Raw genomic sequence first — 13,292 nt, forward strand, 5'->3', positions numbered from 1 at the left:
CCGAAACAGAGTCAAGACAGGGAAACGGAAGCGACGAGCAGGATTGCGATCTCGCCGAGCTGCTGCAGGGCGCCGACGGTGTCGCCGGTCTGGCCGCCGATCTGGTTGAGGCAAAGCGCTCGAAATGCGGCAAACAAGAACGCAAGCAGGATGAGCGCGAACATGGCAGCACTGAACCCAAGCGCCAGCAGCGCGACGGCGCCGAGCACGGCACCGATACCAGCGGTTTCAGTGGAGACGGTGCCTGCATCGGCCGAGAGGCCGTCGGCGCGGGCCGGCGGCAGCAGGTGCATGAAGGCGCCGAGCAGGCCGCGCGAGGCCGCATGCGCTGCAATGAGAGCCCAGAAGACATGAGCCGGGCCGGCGAATCCAGAGAGCACGCTCCAGCGGATCAGCAGCGAGACAGCAAGTGCACAAGCGCCGTAGGCACCGATGCGGCTGTCGCGCATGATCTCCAATTTCCTGCCGCGCGTCTTGCCGCCGCCAAAGCCGTCGGCCACGTCCGAAAGCCCGTCCTCATGCAGGCAGCCGGTAGCGAGCAAGATCGCGGCAAGGGTCAGCGCTGCAGCAGGACCCTCGGCAAGGCCGAGCCTCGTCCCGACGGCGTAGACCAGCGCACCGGCCAGAGCGACGGCGAGACCGGCAACGGGTGCAGCCCAGATCGCAGCGGCAAGGCTGCGGCCACGGAAGTCGGCTCTCGGCAGCGGCAGCCGGGTAAAGAAGACGAGGCAAAGCGCGATGTCGTCGGTAAGCTGCCGTTGCGAGACGTTCATGCGCCCCTCGCAATGGCATGGAAGAACGTGCCGCTGACATTGCCGCGCCGGTAGCCCGAGGCGCCGAGCGGATTTCCTTGACCGTCGGCGAGGTCGGCCAGCGGCTCGTCATTGCCGGTCGCAATCATCTGCGCGTAGTGGAATTCGTGGCCGCGGATCAGCGTGCCTTGGCTGCCGAGCGGACAGCCGGACCGCAGCCGCGCCTCGCGGTAGCCGAGATTCATCTTGCGCTTGGCGAAGCTGGTCAAATGGCCGAGGAGGCCAAGCATCCGATGCGTCTCGCCCGACGCGTCCTCGAGCGCTTCGCCCAACACCATGAAGCCGCCGCACTCGCCGTGCACCGACCGCGTGCCGGCGAACCGCGCCATGCCGGCCCTGAAATTCGCCGCGGCCGCGAGGCGGCCGGCATGAAGCTCGGGATAGCCGCCGGGCAGCCAGCAGACATCGCAATCGTCGCCTGGCGCCTCATCGGTGAGCGGCGAGAACGGAACGATCTCGGCGCCGGCCTTGCGCCAATGCGCGGCAACGTGCGGATAGAGGAAGGTGAAGGCGGCGTCCTCGGCCAATGCGATGCGCTGGCCGGGCGGCGGCAGCCCGTCGTCGAAATTGCCCGGCGCGGGCGTGAATGGCGCCGCCAGCGCCATAATGGAGTCGAGGTCGAGCGACCGCTCGACCATGTCGGCCAGCCGGTCGAGATGCGCCATCAGATTCTCATATTCGCCGGCCTGGACGAGGCCGAGATGGCGCTCGGGCAGGTTGAGCGAGGGATCGCGCAGGATGGCGCCGACGACAGGCAGGCCGAGTGCCTCGATGGCATCGCCGCATAGCCGGCGGTGGCGCTCGCTGCCCAGCCGGTTGAGCACGACCCCGGCCATGCGTACATCCGGGTCATAGGTGGCAAATCCCCTGGCGACGGCCGCTGCCGTGGTCGACTGACCGGAGACATCGAGCACAAGCAGCACCGGCAGGCCGTAAAGCCGGGCAAGGTCGGCAGCCGAGCCGGAACGGCCTGGAGCAGCAGGGATCCCGTCGAACAGGCCCATGGCGCTTTCGAGAAAGATAAAATCGGCATCTTCGGTCGCTTCGCCGGCCAGTGCGTTGAGCAGGGCGGGCGGCATTGCCCAACTGTCGAGATTGACACCGGACAGGCCAGTGGCTGCGGTGTGGAAGCCGGGATCGATATAGTCCGGGCCGGATTTGGCGCCGCGCACTTTCAGGCCGCGCCGGGCAAGTGCGCGCAAAATGCCGATGGTGACGCTGGTCTTGCCCGAGCCCGAGCGCGGCGCGCCGATGATGATGGCGCGGGTCATGACTCACCCGCCAGTGCCGCGCGCATCCCGACAATACCGCCGACGACGATCAGCGCCGGCGAGGTCAAGCCGGCTGCGGCCGTTTCCTCGGCAATCGTGGCGAGCGTGGCGACGACGATACGCTCCTGCGGCGTCGTCGCGGCAACGATGACCGCGGCGGGCGTCGAAGACGGCAGGCCGCCCTCGAGCAACGAAGCGGCGATCAGCGGCAGGTTGGCCATACCCATATAGACGACCACCGGCTGGCCGGTGCGGGCGATTGCCGCCCAGTCGAGATCATCATCGGTGCCGGCGGCATGGCCGGTCGCCAGGATCAGCGCCTTGTTGATGCCGCGCATGGTGCCGGGAATGCCGGTCGCGGCCAGCGCGCTGAGGCCGGACGTCAGGCCAGGCAGGATGCGGAACGGGATAGTTTCCCCGGCCAACGCCAGCGCCTCTTCGCCGCCACGCCCGAAAATATAGGGGTCGCCGCCCTTCAGCCTGACGACGCGCCGGCCCGCGCGCGCCAGCCGGACCAGCAGAGCGGTGATGTCGTCCTGCTTCATCGACGGCTTGCCGCCGCGTTTGCCGGCATAGAACAGTTCCGCGCCCTCGGCGACAGCGACGACTTCTGGCGAGACCAGCGCGTCATAAACCAGCGCGTCGCACTGTCCGAGGGCGGCCAGCACTTCCAGCGTCAGGCAGCCGGGATCGCCAGGGCCGGCGCCGGCCAGCCAGACATGCCCGGGCTCAAGCTGGCGCGGCTTGAAGTTGAGCCGGGTGAGCGCCTGCTCGACCGTAGTGTTTCTGTTGCTGCCGCTCACAATCCGTCCCGTCCGCGAAAGCGTCGCTGGTAGTGCGCGTCGTACAGTGAACTTTCGCCAAAGCCCTCCGCCGCCAGCGAGCGGCCGACGAAGATGATTGCCGTGCGTTCCATCGGATCGGCGGCCAGTTGCGCCTCGATGGTGGCCAGCGTGCCGGTCAGCACGCGCTCGTCCGGCCAGGAAGCACGGAAGACGACCGCCACCGGGCAATCGGCGCCATAGAACGGCGTCAGTTCGGCGACGATCCGGTCGATAGCGTGGATGGCAAGGTGGATGGCCAGCGTGGCGCCGGTGCGGCCAAAGCCGGCCAGCGTTTCGTCGGGAGGCATTTGCGAGGCGCGGCCGGAGATGCGGGTCAGCACCAGGCTTTGCGCGACTTCTGGAATGGTCAGCTCGCGGCGCAGCGCTGCCGCCGCAGCGGCGAAGGACGGCACGCCCGGCGTCAGCGTGTAAGGAATGCCGTGCTTTTCCAGCCGGCGGATCTGCTCGGCAACGGCGCTCCACACCGAAAGATCGCCGGAATGCAGGCGGGCGACATCATTGCCGGCCGCGTGGGCGGCCAGATATTCTGCCTCGATCTCGTCGAGCGACATCGGCGCGGTGTCGATCAACCTCGTTCCGGGCGCGCAGTGCTGCAACAGCTCCGGCGCGACGATCGATCCGGCATAGAGGCAGACGGGACAACTGCCGAGCAGGCGGCTGCCGCGCAAGGTGATGAGGTCGGCAGCACCCGGGCCGGCACCGATGAAGTGAACGGTCATGCCGCATCTCCGCTGATGGCGATGGCGCAAGTGACAGCACCGAGCACGGTGCGCGGCCCGAGCAGTTTTGCGCCTTTGCCGGCGGCGGCAAGCGCCGAGGCTTCGGAAACCGACGGCGTGCCGGCATGCTCCTGCGATAGGTCGGAACGGCTGGTCGTAGATGCGGCTTTGAGTTCATCCTGTTCGACGACGATCACCGGAAGGCGGAGTTCGCGTCCGGCGGCGAAGATTGCCGCTTCATCCTGCTTGAGAGACGCGGTCGCGAGGGCTGAAAGCGCGGGCAGGGCAAGCCCGTGCGCTTCCAGGGCGGTTTCTACCGCGGCAAGCACGTCGCGCGCGCTGACGCCTTTGCGGCTGCCGATGCCCGCGACCATCATGGCTTCACCCAGCTCCATTGAGTGACCGGCATAGCCGGCCGCCACGCCTGCATCGAACCGACCGGCGAAGCACGGGATACAGCGATGCGGGTGAGCTGGCCGCCGAGCGCGGCGTGACGGGAAAGCAGCAGCGCCTCCATCTCCAGGGTCACCGCATTGGCGACGAGGCGGCCGCCGGCAGGCAAGGCATCGATGGCTCCTTCCAGCACGCCGGCATCGCTGCCGCCGCCGCCGATAAAGATCGCCGCGGGCGTCTCCAGCCCGGCAAGCGCTTGCGGTGCCGAACCTTCGACGACGGTGAGACCGGGAACGCCGCAGGCCGCGGCGTTGCGTCGGATGCGGGTGGCGCGGGCCGGATCGGCCTCAACGGCAATGGCGCGCATGGAGGGATGCGCCAGCATCCATTCGATGCCGATGGAGCCCGATCCGGCACCGATGTCCCACAGCAGTTCGCCGCGCCTTGGCGCGAGAGCGGACAGGGTGACGGCGCGCACTTCGCGCTTGGTGATCTGGCCGTCATGCTCGAACAGGTGATCGGCAAGTCCGGCGGCGAGCGACAGGATCCGTGCTTGCGAAGTCGATTCAACTTCGATCGCGAGCACGTTGAGCGGGTTGATCTTTTCGAGATCGAAAGTGCCGGCGCTCGCCGAGCGCAGCCTTTCGTTCGGCCCACCCAGCGCCTCCAGCACCGTCAACCGCGAAGCGCCGAAGCCAAGTTCGGTCATGAGACGGGCAATCGCTCCCGGTGCATCGCTGTCCGAGGTCAGCGCGAGAATGCGGGTGCAAGGATGCAGCAACGGCCGGATCAGGTCGAGCGAGCGACCATGCAGCGAGGCGGTCTCGATATCCTGCAGCGGCCAGCCAAGGCGGGCGGCGGCCAGCGAAAAGGCCGAGGGCGCGGGGATCACCCGCATACCCTCTGCCGCGACCTTGCGGGCGAGGGTGACGCCGACACCGTGGTAGAAGGGATCGCCGGAGGCCAGCACGCAGACGCGTCTGCCGGAGAGCGCCAGCACGTCGCGCAGCTCGGCATCGAAAGGTGTCGGCCAGGCGCGCGCTTCACCTTTGGCGAGCGACGCGACGAGGGCAAGATGGCGCTTGCCGCCGAAGACGAATTCGGCCTCCGCGATCAGCCGCTTGGCCTCGTCGCCGAGACCCGCTACACCGTCCTCGCCGATGCCGATGATCGTGAGCCACTTTGAGGTGAGCTTGGCGCCGCGCGGAGCTTCAGCAGGCATGATGACCCACCGCATTCTGATCCTCGGCGGAACCACCGAAGCCCGGCAACTGGCCGGAAAGCTGGCCGCGCGCGCGGATATTTCGGTCATACTGTCGCTGGCCGGCCGCACCGAAAACCCGGCCGCGCAGGGGGTGCCGGTGCGGGTCGGCGGCTTCGGCGGTGCCGCCGGGCTGGCGGCGTATCTCCGCCAGAACAAGATCGACCTGCTGATCGACGCCACGCATCCCTATGCGGCGCGAATCTCCGCCAATGCGGCGGAAGCAGCGCGCATGACCGGCGTGCCTATCGTTGCGCTCAGGCGTCCCGGATGGGAGGCGGTCGAAGGTGATCGCTGGATGTTGGTCGACACCGTTGCCAGCGCGGTGACGGCTTTGGGATCGGTGCCGCGCCGCGTGTTCCTGGCGCTCGGGCGACAGGAGGTCGCTGCCTTCAAGGCCGCTCCCCAGCATCATTATCACATCCGCAGTGTCGACCCGGTCGAGCCCAGGCTCGCTGTGCCCGACGCGAGCTATCTCTTGGCGCGCGGGCCGTTTCGGGAAGTCGACGAACATGCACTGCTTCTGCAACACCACATCGAAGTCGTTGTTTCCAAAAACAGCGGCGGCGAGGCGACCTACGGCAAGATCGCGGCGGCGCGAGCGCTGGGAATCGAGGTGGTGATGATCCGCAGGCCGGCGCTGCCGGACGTCACGTCGGCTGAGACCGTCGAATCTCTTGCCGAGATGGTCGATCATTTTCTGGTCGGTCATGTTCTTGGGCCAGCTGCCGAACGCGGCGTGTAGACCAGCGCGGCCTTGTCACCCCGCTTGATGATCCTGGTTTCCGGCGAGCCGATGATGATGCAGGTCGACATGTCGGCCTTCGCGGCATCGGCGTCGGCCAGCAGAAAAACCTCGATGCGCTCGTCGGGACGGCCGGCGGCACGGCCGAAGATCACCGGCGTGGTGCCGGGCAGGATCGCAGCAAGGCATTCGAACGCGCGGCCTAGCTGCCATGGGCGCGCCTTGCTGATCGGGTTATAGAGCGCGATTACGAAGCCGGCTCCGGCTGCCGCCAGCAGGCGTAGCTCGATCAGGTCCCACGGCTTCAGATTGTCGGACAGCGAGATGGCGCAGAAATCATGGCCGAGCGGCGCGCCGATGCGGGCGGCGACGGCGAGCATGGCGGTGATACCGGGCACGATGGCGATGTCGACCGCGCGCCATTCGGGTGGGCCCGCCTCTATCGCCTCGCAGACGGCCGCGGCCATGGCGAAGACGCCGGGATCGCCGCCCGACACGACGGCGACATCGTGGCCTTCCGCAGCCTTCAGCAGCGCGTCCTTGGCGCGCGCGAGTTCCTCGCGATTGTCGGAAGCGACGCGAATCTGGTCGGGGCGCAGATCGAGCCGGTCAAGATAAGGCTTGTAGCCATAGAAGAATTTTGCCTCGGCAACGGCGCGGCTTGCCTCCGGCGTCACCTGGTCGGCGCCGCCGGGCCCGAGGCCGATGACGGTGAGGCGGCCGCTCATGCTTCGGCTCTCAATGCGTTTGGCCGGCCCGACCAGCCGGCCACCAGCACGATGGCGAAATAAGGCGCCTGGCCATCCTTTTTGTCGGCAAGCCGCATCGAGACACCGCCCGGCATGGTGCCGCGCTCGACATAGATGGCCCGCGCCAGCTTGTCGGTTGCCTCCAGCGCGCGCCTGATCTTGGGCAGGTTGCGGCCGACCTTCATGATCACGGCGGCGTCGGTGTCGGCGAGGCGGCGCATCAGCTCGAATTCGCTCATTGTGCCGGGCAATACGGTCAGTACGTCGTCGCCCTGGACGATCGGCAGGCCGGTCGCCGACCAGCAGCCGGACATGGCGGTGATGCCGGGAATGACTTCGGTCGGGAAGCGGTGCGCCAGCCGGACATGGAGATGCATGTAGGAGCCGTAGAAAAGCGGGTCGCCTTCCGAAAGCACAGCGACCATCCTGCCGGCGCTGAGGTGCGCGGCGACCTTTTCGGCCGATTCCTCGTAGAAATCGGTGATCTGCGAGCGGTAATCGCTGTGATCCTTGTCGATTTCGGTCGTCACCGGATAGAGCAGCGGCAGTTCAATCAAATCGGAGCGAAAATGGGTTTCGACGATGGCCCGGGCGTTGCTGTTGTTGCCGCGCTTAGCGAAATGCGCGACGACATCGGCCTCGGCCAGCGCGCGCACTGCCTTCAGCGTCAAGAGTTCCGGGTCGCCGGGTCCGGTGCCGACGCCGACAAGCCTGCCTTTTGCAATCGCATTCATAGGCCCGGCCTCGCCAAAGCGTTGAGCGCGGCGGCGGTCATGGCGCTGCCGCCCAGCCGGCCGCGCACGATGGCGTAAGGCACGCCATAGGAATTTTCGGCCAGCGCATCCTTCGATTCGGCGGCGCCGACAAACCCGACCGGCATACCGATGATCGCCGCCGGCTTCGGGGCGCCGTCGCGCAGCTTTTCCAGCAGATAGAAAAGGGCTGTCGGCGCATTGCCGATGGCGACGACCGAACCGGCCATGCGCTCGCCCCACAGGTCGATCGCCGCGGCCGAGCGGGTGTTGCCGATCTTTTTCGCGATGTCGGCCGTCCGCGGATCGCGCAGCGTACAGATCACCTCGTTGCCGGCCGGAAGCCGGGCGCGCGTGACGCCATGCGCGACCATCTGCGCGTCGCAGAAGATCGGCGCGCCGGCCCCCAGCGCCGTGCGCGCCGCGGCAACGAAATCGCTCGAGAAAACGAAGTGCCTGCAAGCGTCGACCTGGCCGCAGGCATGGATCATGCGGATGGCGACGTCGGCCTCGGCTTCGGAAAAGCGCGACAGGTCGGCCTCGGCGCGGATGATGGCGAAGGAGCGCTCGTAGATCGCCGTGCCGTCACGGATGTAGTCGTAGGCGTTCTGGGCGGGCATGCTCATTCCTGTCGATAGATTTCGGTGATGCCGGCCGCGCCGAGCCTCGCCAGGCAGGCGGTAGCGGTTTCGCCGGGATGTCGTGCGCTGCGGATCATCGCTGCAACGCGGCCGATGCCGTGCGCGGCGTCGTAGCCCGGCCTGTATCCGGCGGGCAATGCCTTTGCCGTCCCGTCCACGACAAGTCCGGCTCCGTTTTCGCCACCGACCAGGGTCAGCGCCGCCGGACCGGGATGGGCGCAACCCTTGGCGCAGCCGGAGATGTGCAGCGTCAGCGAGGAATCGAGGATATCGCGGTCTTCCACGGCGATGGTCTCGGCGATGTTGCGTGTCGCGATGCGGCCCGAGGCACAGGCGGAAGCACCCGGGCAGGCGGCGATCCTGGTGCGCGGATCGGCTGCGTCGGTGACGAAGCCGAGGGTTGCGGCGGTTTTCTGGAGTGAAAGACATGCGGCTGGGGAGAGGCCAAGCAAAAGCAGCGTGCGACCCGGCGCCAGACGGATTTCGGTGGTGCCGAGGATGAGGGCGTATTGGGTGAGATCGATAAGTTTTTGCGCTGGTATGCTGCCGAACGGCAGGCCGATGCCGAGGGAGGTACTGCCGGCTGCCAGATCGAAAACTCCGATGGGCCGGCGATCCTTCGCGCCCCCCTCTGTCCTGCCGGACATCTCCCCCTCTAGGGGGGAGATTGCGCCTTCGTCTCCGATTTCGCCAATCGCCGAAGGTGCTGGGGGGAAGCCGCCGGCGAAGCTGCCGATCTCCCCCCTTGTGGGGGAGATGTCCGGCAGGACAGAGGGGGGCGCGACGGATCGCCAACTTGCGAGAGATCTCAGCTGCCTCGCCGTCAAATCCCGCGCATGGGCATCGCGGCCCTTTTCGGCAACCATCCTGAGAATGGCGACGGCGATGTCACAAGCCGCATCTTCCTCGGACATCGCCAGCGGCGTGGCACCCTGCGCATCTCCGGCGAGCGATACCCGCCACTTAATTCCGTCGGCGGCCCGCACCCCGACCAGCCTGACATCGGCCGTAACCGCATCCATTGTCAGCTGCCCGCCGCCGTCAACAATCACCGACACCTTCGGGCCAAGCCGTTGCGTAACACCGGCGTCCTCAATTGCCGCCCGAATCCGCTGCGCCATTGGGCGCGGGTCGGCTATCTCCTCCTGGTCGAGCCCGGCCAGCGGGCCGGTCTCGACCGGCACGCCGGTGCGCACCGCGATGCCGAGCGCATCGACCTCCATCGCCAGCAGCCGCGCGCTTGCCGACGTCAGGCCGCGGATCTGCAGGCTGCCGCGGGCGGTCACTTCCATGATACCGTTGCCATGGCGCAAGGCAGATTCGCAGAGTCCGATCAACGATTTCGGCAACAGTCCTCCAGCGACCGGATTGAGCCGCACCAGCAGCCCGTCGCCGGTCTGCATCGGCGCGGACAAGGCAGGGCAGGCGCCACGGCGCGAGAAAGCGTTCATGCCGCCACTCCCAGAGCTTGCGCTTCGGCAATCAGTGCGGCGAGATCGTCATCGATCGAATTGCGCAGCGGATGCCAGAGCCCGCGCCGCCGTGCCGACAGCAAACGCTCGGCAATCACCTTCGCCGCCGCCGGGTTCTCGCGCAGTATGAAGGCGCGCACCACGGGGTCGCCAAGATAGGCGTCGTGCATCGCCTCGATCAGCGTGCCCGATATGGCATGGGTAGTCTCAGCAAAGCCGACAAGCCGGTCGACCGTCTCGGCGAATTCCGAGGCGCCGCGCGGGCCATGACGCATCTGGCCGGCGATGAAGCGCGGGTTGACCGCGCGGGCGCGAACTACCCGGGATACGGCCTCACCAACCGAGCGCGGCTTCGGTCTTTGCGGGTCCGTGGTGTCGAGCACGATCACGTCGGCGTTTTTGCCGAGCGCGGCAAGTGCTGCCGAAAAGCCGCCGATGAAGGCGACGTCGGCCGAGCCTTCGAGGATGTCGCGGCCGGGGTCGTCGCCGCTATGAACCAGAAGGTCGGCCTCGGCGAGGCGATCCTCGAACGCGCCGGGCGCCGAAATGCCTTTGCCCTCGGAGCCGCCATAGGCGTGCGAGGTGGCGGCGAGATAGGTGCGGCCGATCTCTTCGCGCGCGGCCCAGTCGCCGCTCGACAACAAGTCCTCGACGCCCGCGCCGTAAGTGCCCGGCGAGGTGCCGAAAATGCGCGGGCCGATCTTGCCGTCGATGCGGGTCCTAGCGGCGAGCGGGTTTTCCGAATCGTCCTCGTCGCGGGTCGCCACCGCGTTGGCCGCGGCGTCGATCAGCGCGATCTGGGTCGGGAACATGTCGCGGAACAGGCCCGATATGCGCCAGGTGACATCGATGCGCGGAAGGCCGAGTGTTGCCGGCGGCAGCACATCTATGCCGGTGATGCGGCCGGTGGCGGAATCCCATTGCGGCCGGCAGCCCATTAGCGCCAGGCCTTGCGCGATCTCCTCACCGCCGGTGCGCAGCGAGGCCGAGCCCCACAGGTCGATGACCAGCGAGCGCGGCCAGTCGCCATGCGATTGCATGTAGCTGCGGACCACTTCTTCCGCTGCCATCTTGCCCAGATCATAGGCGGTCGGCGTCGGCATGGTGCGCGGGTCGGCGGTAAACAAATTGCGGCCGGTGGGCAGCACATCGCTCCGGCCACGCGCCGGCGCACCGGCCGGACCGGCAGCGACGTGGCGGCCATCGAGGGCGGCAAGCAGCGCGGTTTTTTCAGCTGCCGCACTTTGCCGCCGCAACGGATCAGCCTCGCCTTCCGGCGCGCGGCCGTAAATGTGCAGGCCGTCCTTGATGGCGAAATCCTTGAGATCGCAGAGCCAGGCGTCGATGCGGCGCAAAGCCTCGTCGGCTGCGTCGGTCCTGGCGACGCCTGCCTCTGAGGCGAGGCCGGTCTTTTCCGCCGTCTCGACGATCAGCTTCGCCAGGCGGTCGCGGCGGCGGCGGTCGAGCCCGTCGGCCTGGGCATATTCGTCAACCAGTCGTTCAAGCCTGTGCTGGTTTTCGTCCAGCCCGGCGCCGGTCAGCGGCGGCGGCAGATGGCCGAGCGTGACGGCGGCAATGCGCCGCTTGGCCTGCGCTGCCTCTCCCGGGTTGGAGACGATGAAGGGATAGATGACGGGCAGGGGACCGGTGACTATCTCGGGAAAGCAGTTTTCGCTGAGCGCCACGGTCTTGCCGGGCAGCCACTCCAGCGTGCCGTGGGCGCCGACATGGACAATTGCATGGATGCCGAGCGACTTGCGCAGCCAGAGGCCAAAGGCGACCAGCGCATGGCGCGGCGGCAGCGTCGGGTCGTGATAGTCGGCGCGGCGGTCGGCTGAGCGCCCGCGGTCAGGTGCGAGTGCCACGGTGACGTTGCCGAAGGTGGCTGCGCGGAAGGCGAATTTTGCGGCGCTAGGCGCCTGAACACCCCCCTCTGTCCTGCCGGACATCTCCCCCTCAAGGGGGGAGATTGCGCTGTTGTCTCTGCTTTCGCCAATCACCAAGGATGTTGAGAGAGAGCCGTCGGCGAAACTGCCAATCTCCCCCCTTGAGGGGGAGATGTCCGGCAGGACAGAGGGGGGTGCCTCGCACAAACTTGTCTCATCTGCCGCATTCCCCCAAGCCGCCTCTACCGCAGCGATTGCCGCTGCAGGCAATTCCTTCGAAAAGGTCTGATAGTCGTGTAGGGCCAACCCTTGGCTGTCCTTTTCCAGCACCTCTAGCAACTCGCGCGGCGTTTGCGGAATCCTTTCAACGGCGTAGCCCTGTTCGCTCAGGTCGTGCAGCATTGCCAGCACGCTGGACGGCACGTCGAGACCAACCGCGTAGCCGGTGCGACCGGGGGCGCTCGGATAGTCGGGGATCAGGATGGCGAGCTTGCGCTCCGCACGCGGCGTCCGCTGCAGGCGCACGAAGGCCTCGACACGGTTCGCCACTTGCGCCACGCGGTCGGGCTCAGGCCGGTTGGCGAAGGCGCGGAAGGCCAGCGCCGGGTCGGTTTCGCTTTCGCTCTTGAATGAAATGGCGCCGGCCAGGATGCGGCCGTCGAGCTCGGGCAGGACGACATGCATGGCAAGGTCGGCGGGCGCCAGGCCGCGCTGATTGGTTTGCCAGATGTCGCGGCGGGTGGTCGCGACGATGACCTGGAACACCGGCACGCCGGCGCGGTCGAACAGGGTTTCGACACCGGGCTCGGCACCCGAGGCGAAAGCTGTGGCGGTGATGATGGCGGCAGGCTTCAGGGTTGCGAGCGCGGTTTCGACAAAGGCGAGCGACGCCGGGTCCTTGAGGCTGGAGACGAACAGAGGCACGGGAGCCATGCCGCGGTGGCGCAGGGCTTCGAAAAGCGCGTCGATGGGCGCGACATCGGCGGCGAGCAGCATCGAACGGTAGAAGAGAATTGGCACGACGTCCCCCTTCCCCTCGAGGGTAGGGTGGCCCGCAGGGCCGGGTGCGGTCGTCACGGCAGTGCGCGACGTTTTGTGTAGGCGCGCTTCGGAGAGGACCCCACCCCCGGCCTGCGGCCGGACCCTCCCCTCGAGGGGGAGGGGGACGCCGCGTTCTACTACCCCCAGTCCCGGCTCGTAAAATCCCGCCTTTGGCACGCTAACAGGTTCGGCTACCGCCGCACCCGATCCAGCGAGACTTGCCAGCCTCTGCACCAGCGCCGTCATATTTGCCGGCCCGCCCTCGCGGAAATAGCCAAGCAGGGCGTCCAACTCCTCGCGCGGCAGCGTCGAGCCTTCGATCAGTCGCAAATCCTCGTCGTGGCTCTCGCCCGGTAGGAGCGCCAGCTTGATACCGCGATTTCGCGCGATAACGGCGAGCTGGTCGCAGCCATAGCGCCACCAGTCATAGCCGCCGAGGATGCGGACCAGAATGACCTTGGCGTGGCGGGCGACGCTGTCGATCCACAGGTCGACGGACATCGGATGGCGCAGGTCGCGCAAGGCGGCGAGCCGCATCGACGGCAGGCGGTGCGCATCTGCCTTCCACGCCGCCGCCAGCCCGGCCAGGTCGCTGTCGGTGAAGGACAGCGCCACGACATCCGCAGGCGTTTGCCTGAGATCGACGGGCTCGGCGAGATCGTCGAGCGAGGCGGATGTGGTGGTGAGGATGTGCATCGCGGCTCG

General features: G+C 67.4%; 12 protein-coding genes. 1 reads left to right on the forward strand and 11 read right to left on the reverse strand.

Annotation, left to right across the window (positions count from 1 at the left end; genetic code table 11):
- Positions 1–11 precede the first annotated feature (11 nt).
- The 6 genes from cobS to NKI16_RS02070 are packed head-to-tail and all read right to left on the reverse strand — an operon-like array spanning position 12 to position 5,262.
- Positions 12–773 carry an adenosylcobinamide-GDP ribazoletransferase gene (cobS, locus tag NKI16_RS02045; protein ID WP_023676646.1) on the reverse strand — a complete coding sequence of 254 codons (762 nt, stop codon included), beginning with the start codon at positions 771–773 and terminating at the stop codon, positions 12–14.
- Positions 770–2,083 carry a cobyrinic acid a,c-diamide synthase CobB gene (locus NKI16_RS02050; protein WP_023676645.1) on the reverse strand — a complete coding sequence of 438 codons (1,314 nt, stop codon included), beginning with the start codon at positions 2,081–2,083 and terminating at the stop codon, positions 770–772. The genes cobS and NKI16_RS02050 overlap by 4 nt, the downstream gene beginning before the upstream one ends.
- The gene (cobA, locus tag NKI16_RS02055) at positions 2,080–2,886 is read right to left on the reverse strand and encodes a uroporphyrinogen-III C-methyltransferase (RefSeq protein WP_023676644.1); all 807 of its coding nucleotides are present in this window, start codon (positions 2,884–2,886) and stop codon (positions 2,080–2,082) included. Before cobA ends, NKI16_RS02050 begins: the two co-directional genes overlap by 4 nt.
- A complete protein-coding gene (gene cobM / locus NKI16_RS02060; RefSeq protein ID WP_023676643.1) occupies positions 2,883–3,647 on the reverse strand; it encodes a precorrin-4 C(11)-methyltransferase in 765 nt (254 codons plus the stop codon). The genes cobA and cobM overlap by 4 nt, the downstream gene beginning before the upstream one ends.
- Entirely contained in the window at positions 3,644–4,024 is a 381-nt protein-coding gene (locus NKI16_RS02065) for a cobalamin biosynthesis protein (protein WP_023676642.1), read from the reverse strand. The genes cobM and NKI16_RS02065 overlap by 4 nt, the downstream gene beginning before the upstream one ends.
- A complete protein-coding gene (locus NKI16_RS02070; RefSeq protein ID WP_023676641.1) occupies positions 4,021–5,262 on the reverse strand; it encodes a bifunctional cobalt-precorrin-7 (C(5))-methyltransferase/cobalt-precorrin-6B (C(15))-methyltransferase in 1,242 nt (413 codons plus the stop codon). Before NKI16_RS02070 ends, NKI16_RS02065 begins: the two co-directional genes overlap by 4 nt.
- 1 nt (position 5,263) lies before the next feature.
- Here NKI16_RS02070 and NKI16_RS02075 point away from each other — a divergent pair, with 1 nt between their 5' ends.
- Positions 5,264–6,046 (forward strand): cobalt-precorrin-6A reductase, encoded by a 783-nt coding sequence (locus NKI16_RS02075; protein ID WP_023676640.1) that lies wholly within the window; start codon positions 5,264–5,266, stop codon positions 6,044–6,046.
- Here NKI16_RS02075 and NKI16_RS02080 read toward each other — a convergent pair.
- Genes NKI16_RS02080 through NKI16_RS02100 form a run of 5 tightly spaced genes read right to left on the reverse strand, consistent with a single transcriptional unit; the run spans position 6,010 to position 13,283 of the window.
- A complete protein-coding gene (locus NKI16_RS02080) occupies positions 6,010–6,774 on the reverse strand; it encodes a precorrin-3B C(17)-methyltransferase (protein WP_023676639.1) in 765 nt (254 codons plus the stop codon). The genes NKI16_RS02075 and NKI16_RS02080 overlap by 37 nt on opposite strands.
- Positions 6,771–7,529 (reverse strand): precorrin-2 C(20)-methyltransferase, encoded by a 759-nt coding sequence (locus NKI16_RS02085; RefSeq protein WP_023676638.1) that lies wholly within the window; start codon positions 7,527–7,529, stop codon positions 6,771–6,773. Before NKI16_RS02085 ends, NKI16_RS02080 begins: the two co-directional genes overlap by 4 nt.
- Positions 7,526–8,173, reverse strand: a complete 648-nt coding sequence (locus tag NKI16_RS02090) for a precorrin-8X methylmutase (protein ID WP_502897549.1) — start codon at positions 8,171–8,173, stop codon at positions 7,526–7,528. The genes NKI16_RS02085 and NKI16_RS02090 overlap by 4 nt, the downstream gene beginning before the upstream one ends.
- Entirely contained in the window at positions 8,170–9,639 is a 1,470-nt protein-coding gene (gene cobG / locus NKI16_RS02095; RefSeq protein ID WP_023676636.1) for a precorrin-3B synthase, read from the reverse strand. Before cobG ends, NKI16_RS02090 begins: the two co-directional genes overlap by 4 nt.
- Positions 9,636–13,283, reverse strand: coding sequence for a cobaltochelatase subunit CobN (locus NKI16_RS02100; RefSeq protein ID WP_023676635.1), 3,648 nt, complete (start codon positions 13,281–13,283; stop codon positions 9,636–9,638). Before NKI16_RS02100 ends, cobG begins: the two co-directional genes overlap by 4 nt.
- Between the last annotated feature and the right edge of the window lie 9 nt (positions 13,284–13,292).

The organism is Mesorhizobium sp. M0698, from assembly GCF_040320455.1.
In the GTDB taxonomy this organism is placed as follows: Bacteria; Pseudomonadota; Alphaproteobacteria; order Rhizobiales; family Rhizobiaceae; genus Mesorhizobium.

What these genes read in the sequence shown, in the direction of transcription:
- cobS (WP_023676646.1), bottom strand. Translation starts at nt 773, where the DNA reads ATGAACGTCTCGCAACGGCAGCTTACCGACGACATCGCGCTTTGCCTC.
- NKI16_RS02050 (WP_023676645.1), bottom strand. Translation starts at nt 2,083, where the DNA reads ATGACCCGCGCCATCATCATCGGCGCGCCGCGCTCGGGCTCGGGCAAG.
- cobM (WP_023676643.1), bottom strand. Translation starts at nt 3,647, where the DNA reads ATGACCGTTCACTTCATCGGTGCCGGCCCGGGTGCTGCCGACCTCATC.
- NKI16_RS02065 (WP_023676642.1), bottom strand. Translation starts at nt 4,024, where the DNA reads ATGATGGTCGCGGGCATCGGCAGCCGCAAAGGCGTCAGCGCGCGCGAC.
- NKI16_RS02070 (WP_023676641.1), bottom strand. Translation starts at nt 5,262, where the DNA reads ATGCCTGCTGAAGCTCCGCGCGGCGCCAAGCTCACCTCAAAGTGGCTC.
- NKI16_RS02075 (WP_023676640.1), top strand. Translation starts at nt 5,264, where the DNA reads ATGACCCACCGCATTCTGATCCTCGGCGGAACCACCGAAGCCCGGCAA.
- NKI16_RS02080 (WP_023676639.1), bottom strand. Translation starts at nt 6,774, where the DNA reads ATGAGCGGCCGCCTCACCGTCATCGGCCTCGGGCCCGGCGGCGCCGAC.
- NKI16_RS02085 (WP_023676638.1), bottom strand. Translation starts at nt 7,529, where the DNA reads ATGAATGCGATTGCAAAAGGCAGGCTTGTCGGCGTCGGCACCGGACCC.
- NKI16_RS02090 (WP_502897549.1), bottom strand. Translation starts at nt 8,173, where the DNA reads ATGAGCATGCCCGCCCAGAACGCCTACGACTACATCCGTGACGGCACG.
- cobG (WP_023676636.1), bottom strand. Translation starts at nt 9,639, where the DNA reads ATGAACGCTTTCTCGCGCCGTGGCGCCTGCCCTGCCTTGTCCGCGCCG.
- NKI16_RS02100 (WP_023676635.1), bottom strand. Translation starts at nt 13,283, where the DNA reads ATGCACATCCTCACCACCACATCCGCCTCGCTCGACGATCTCGCCGAG.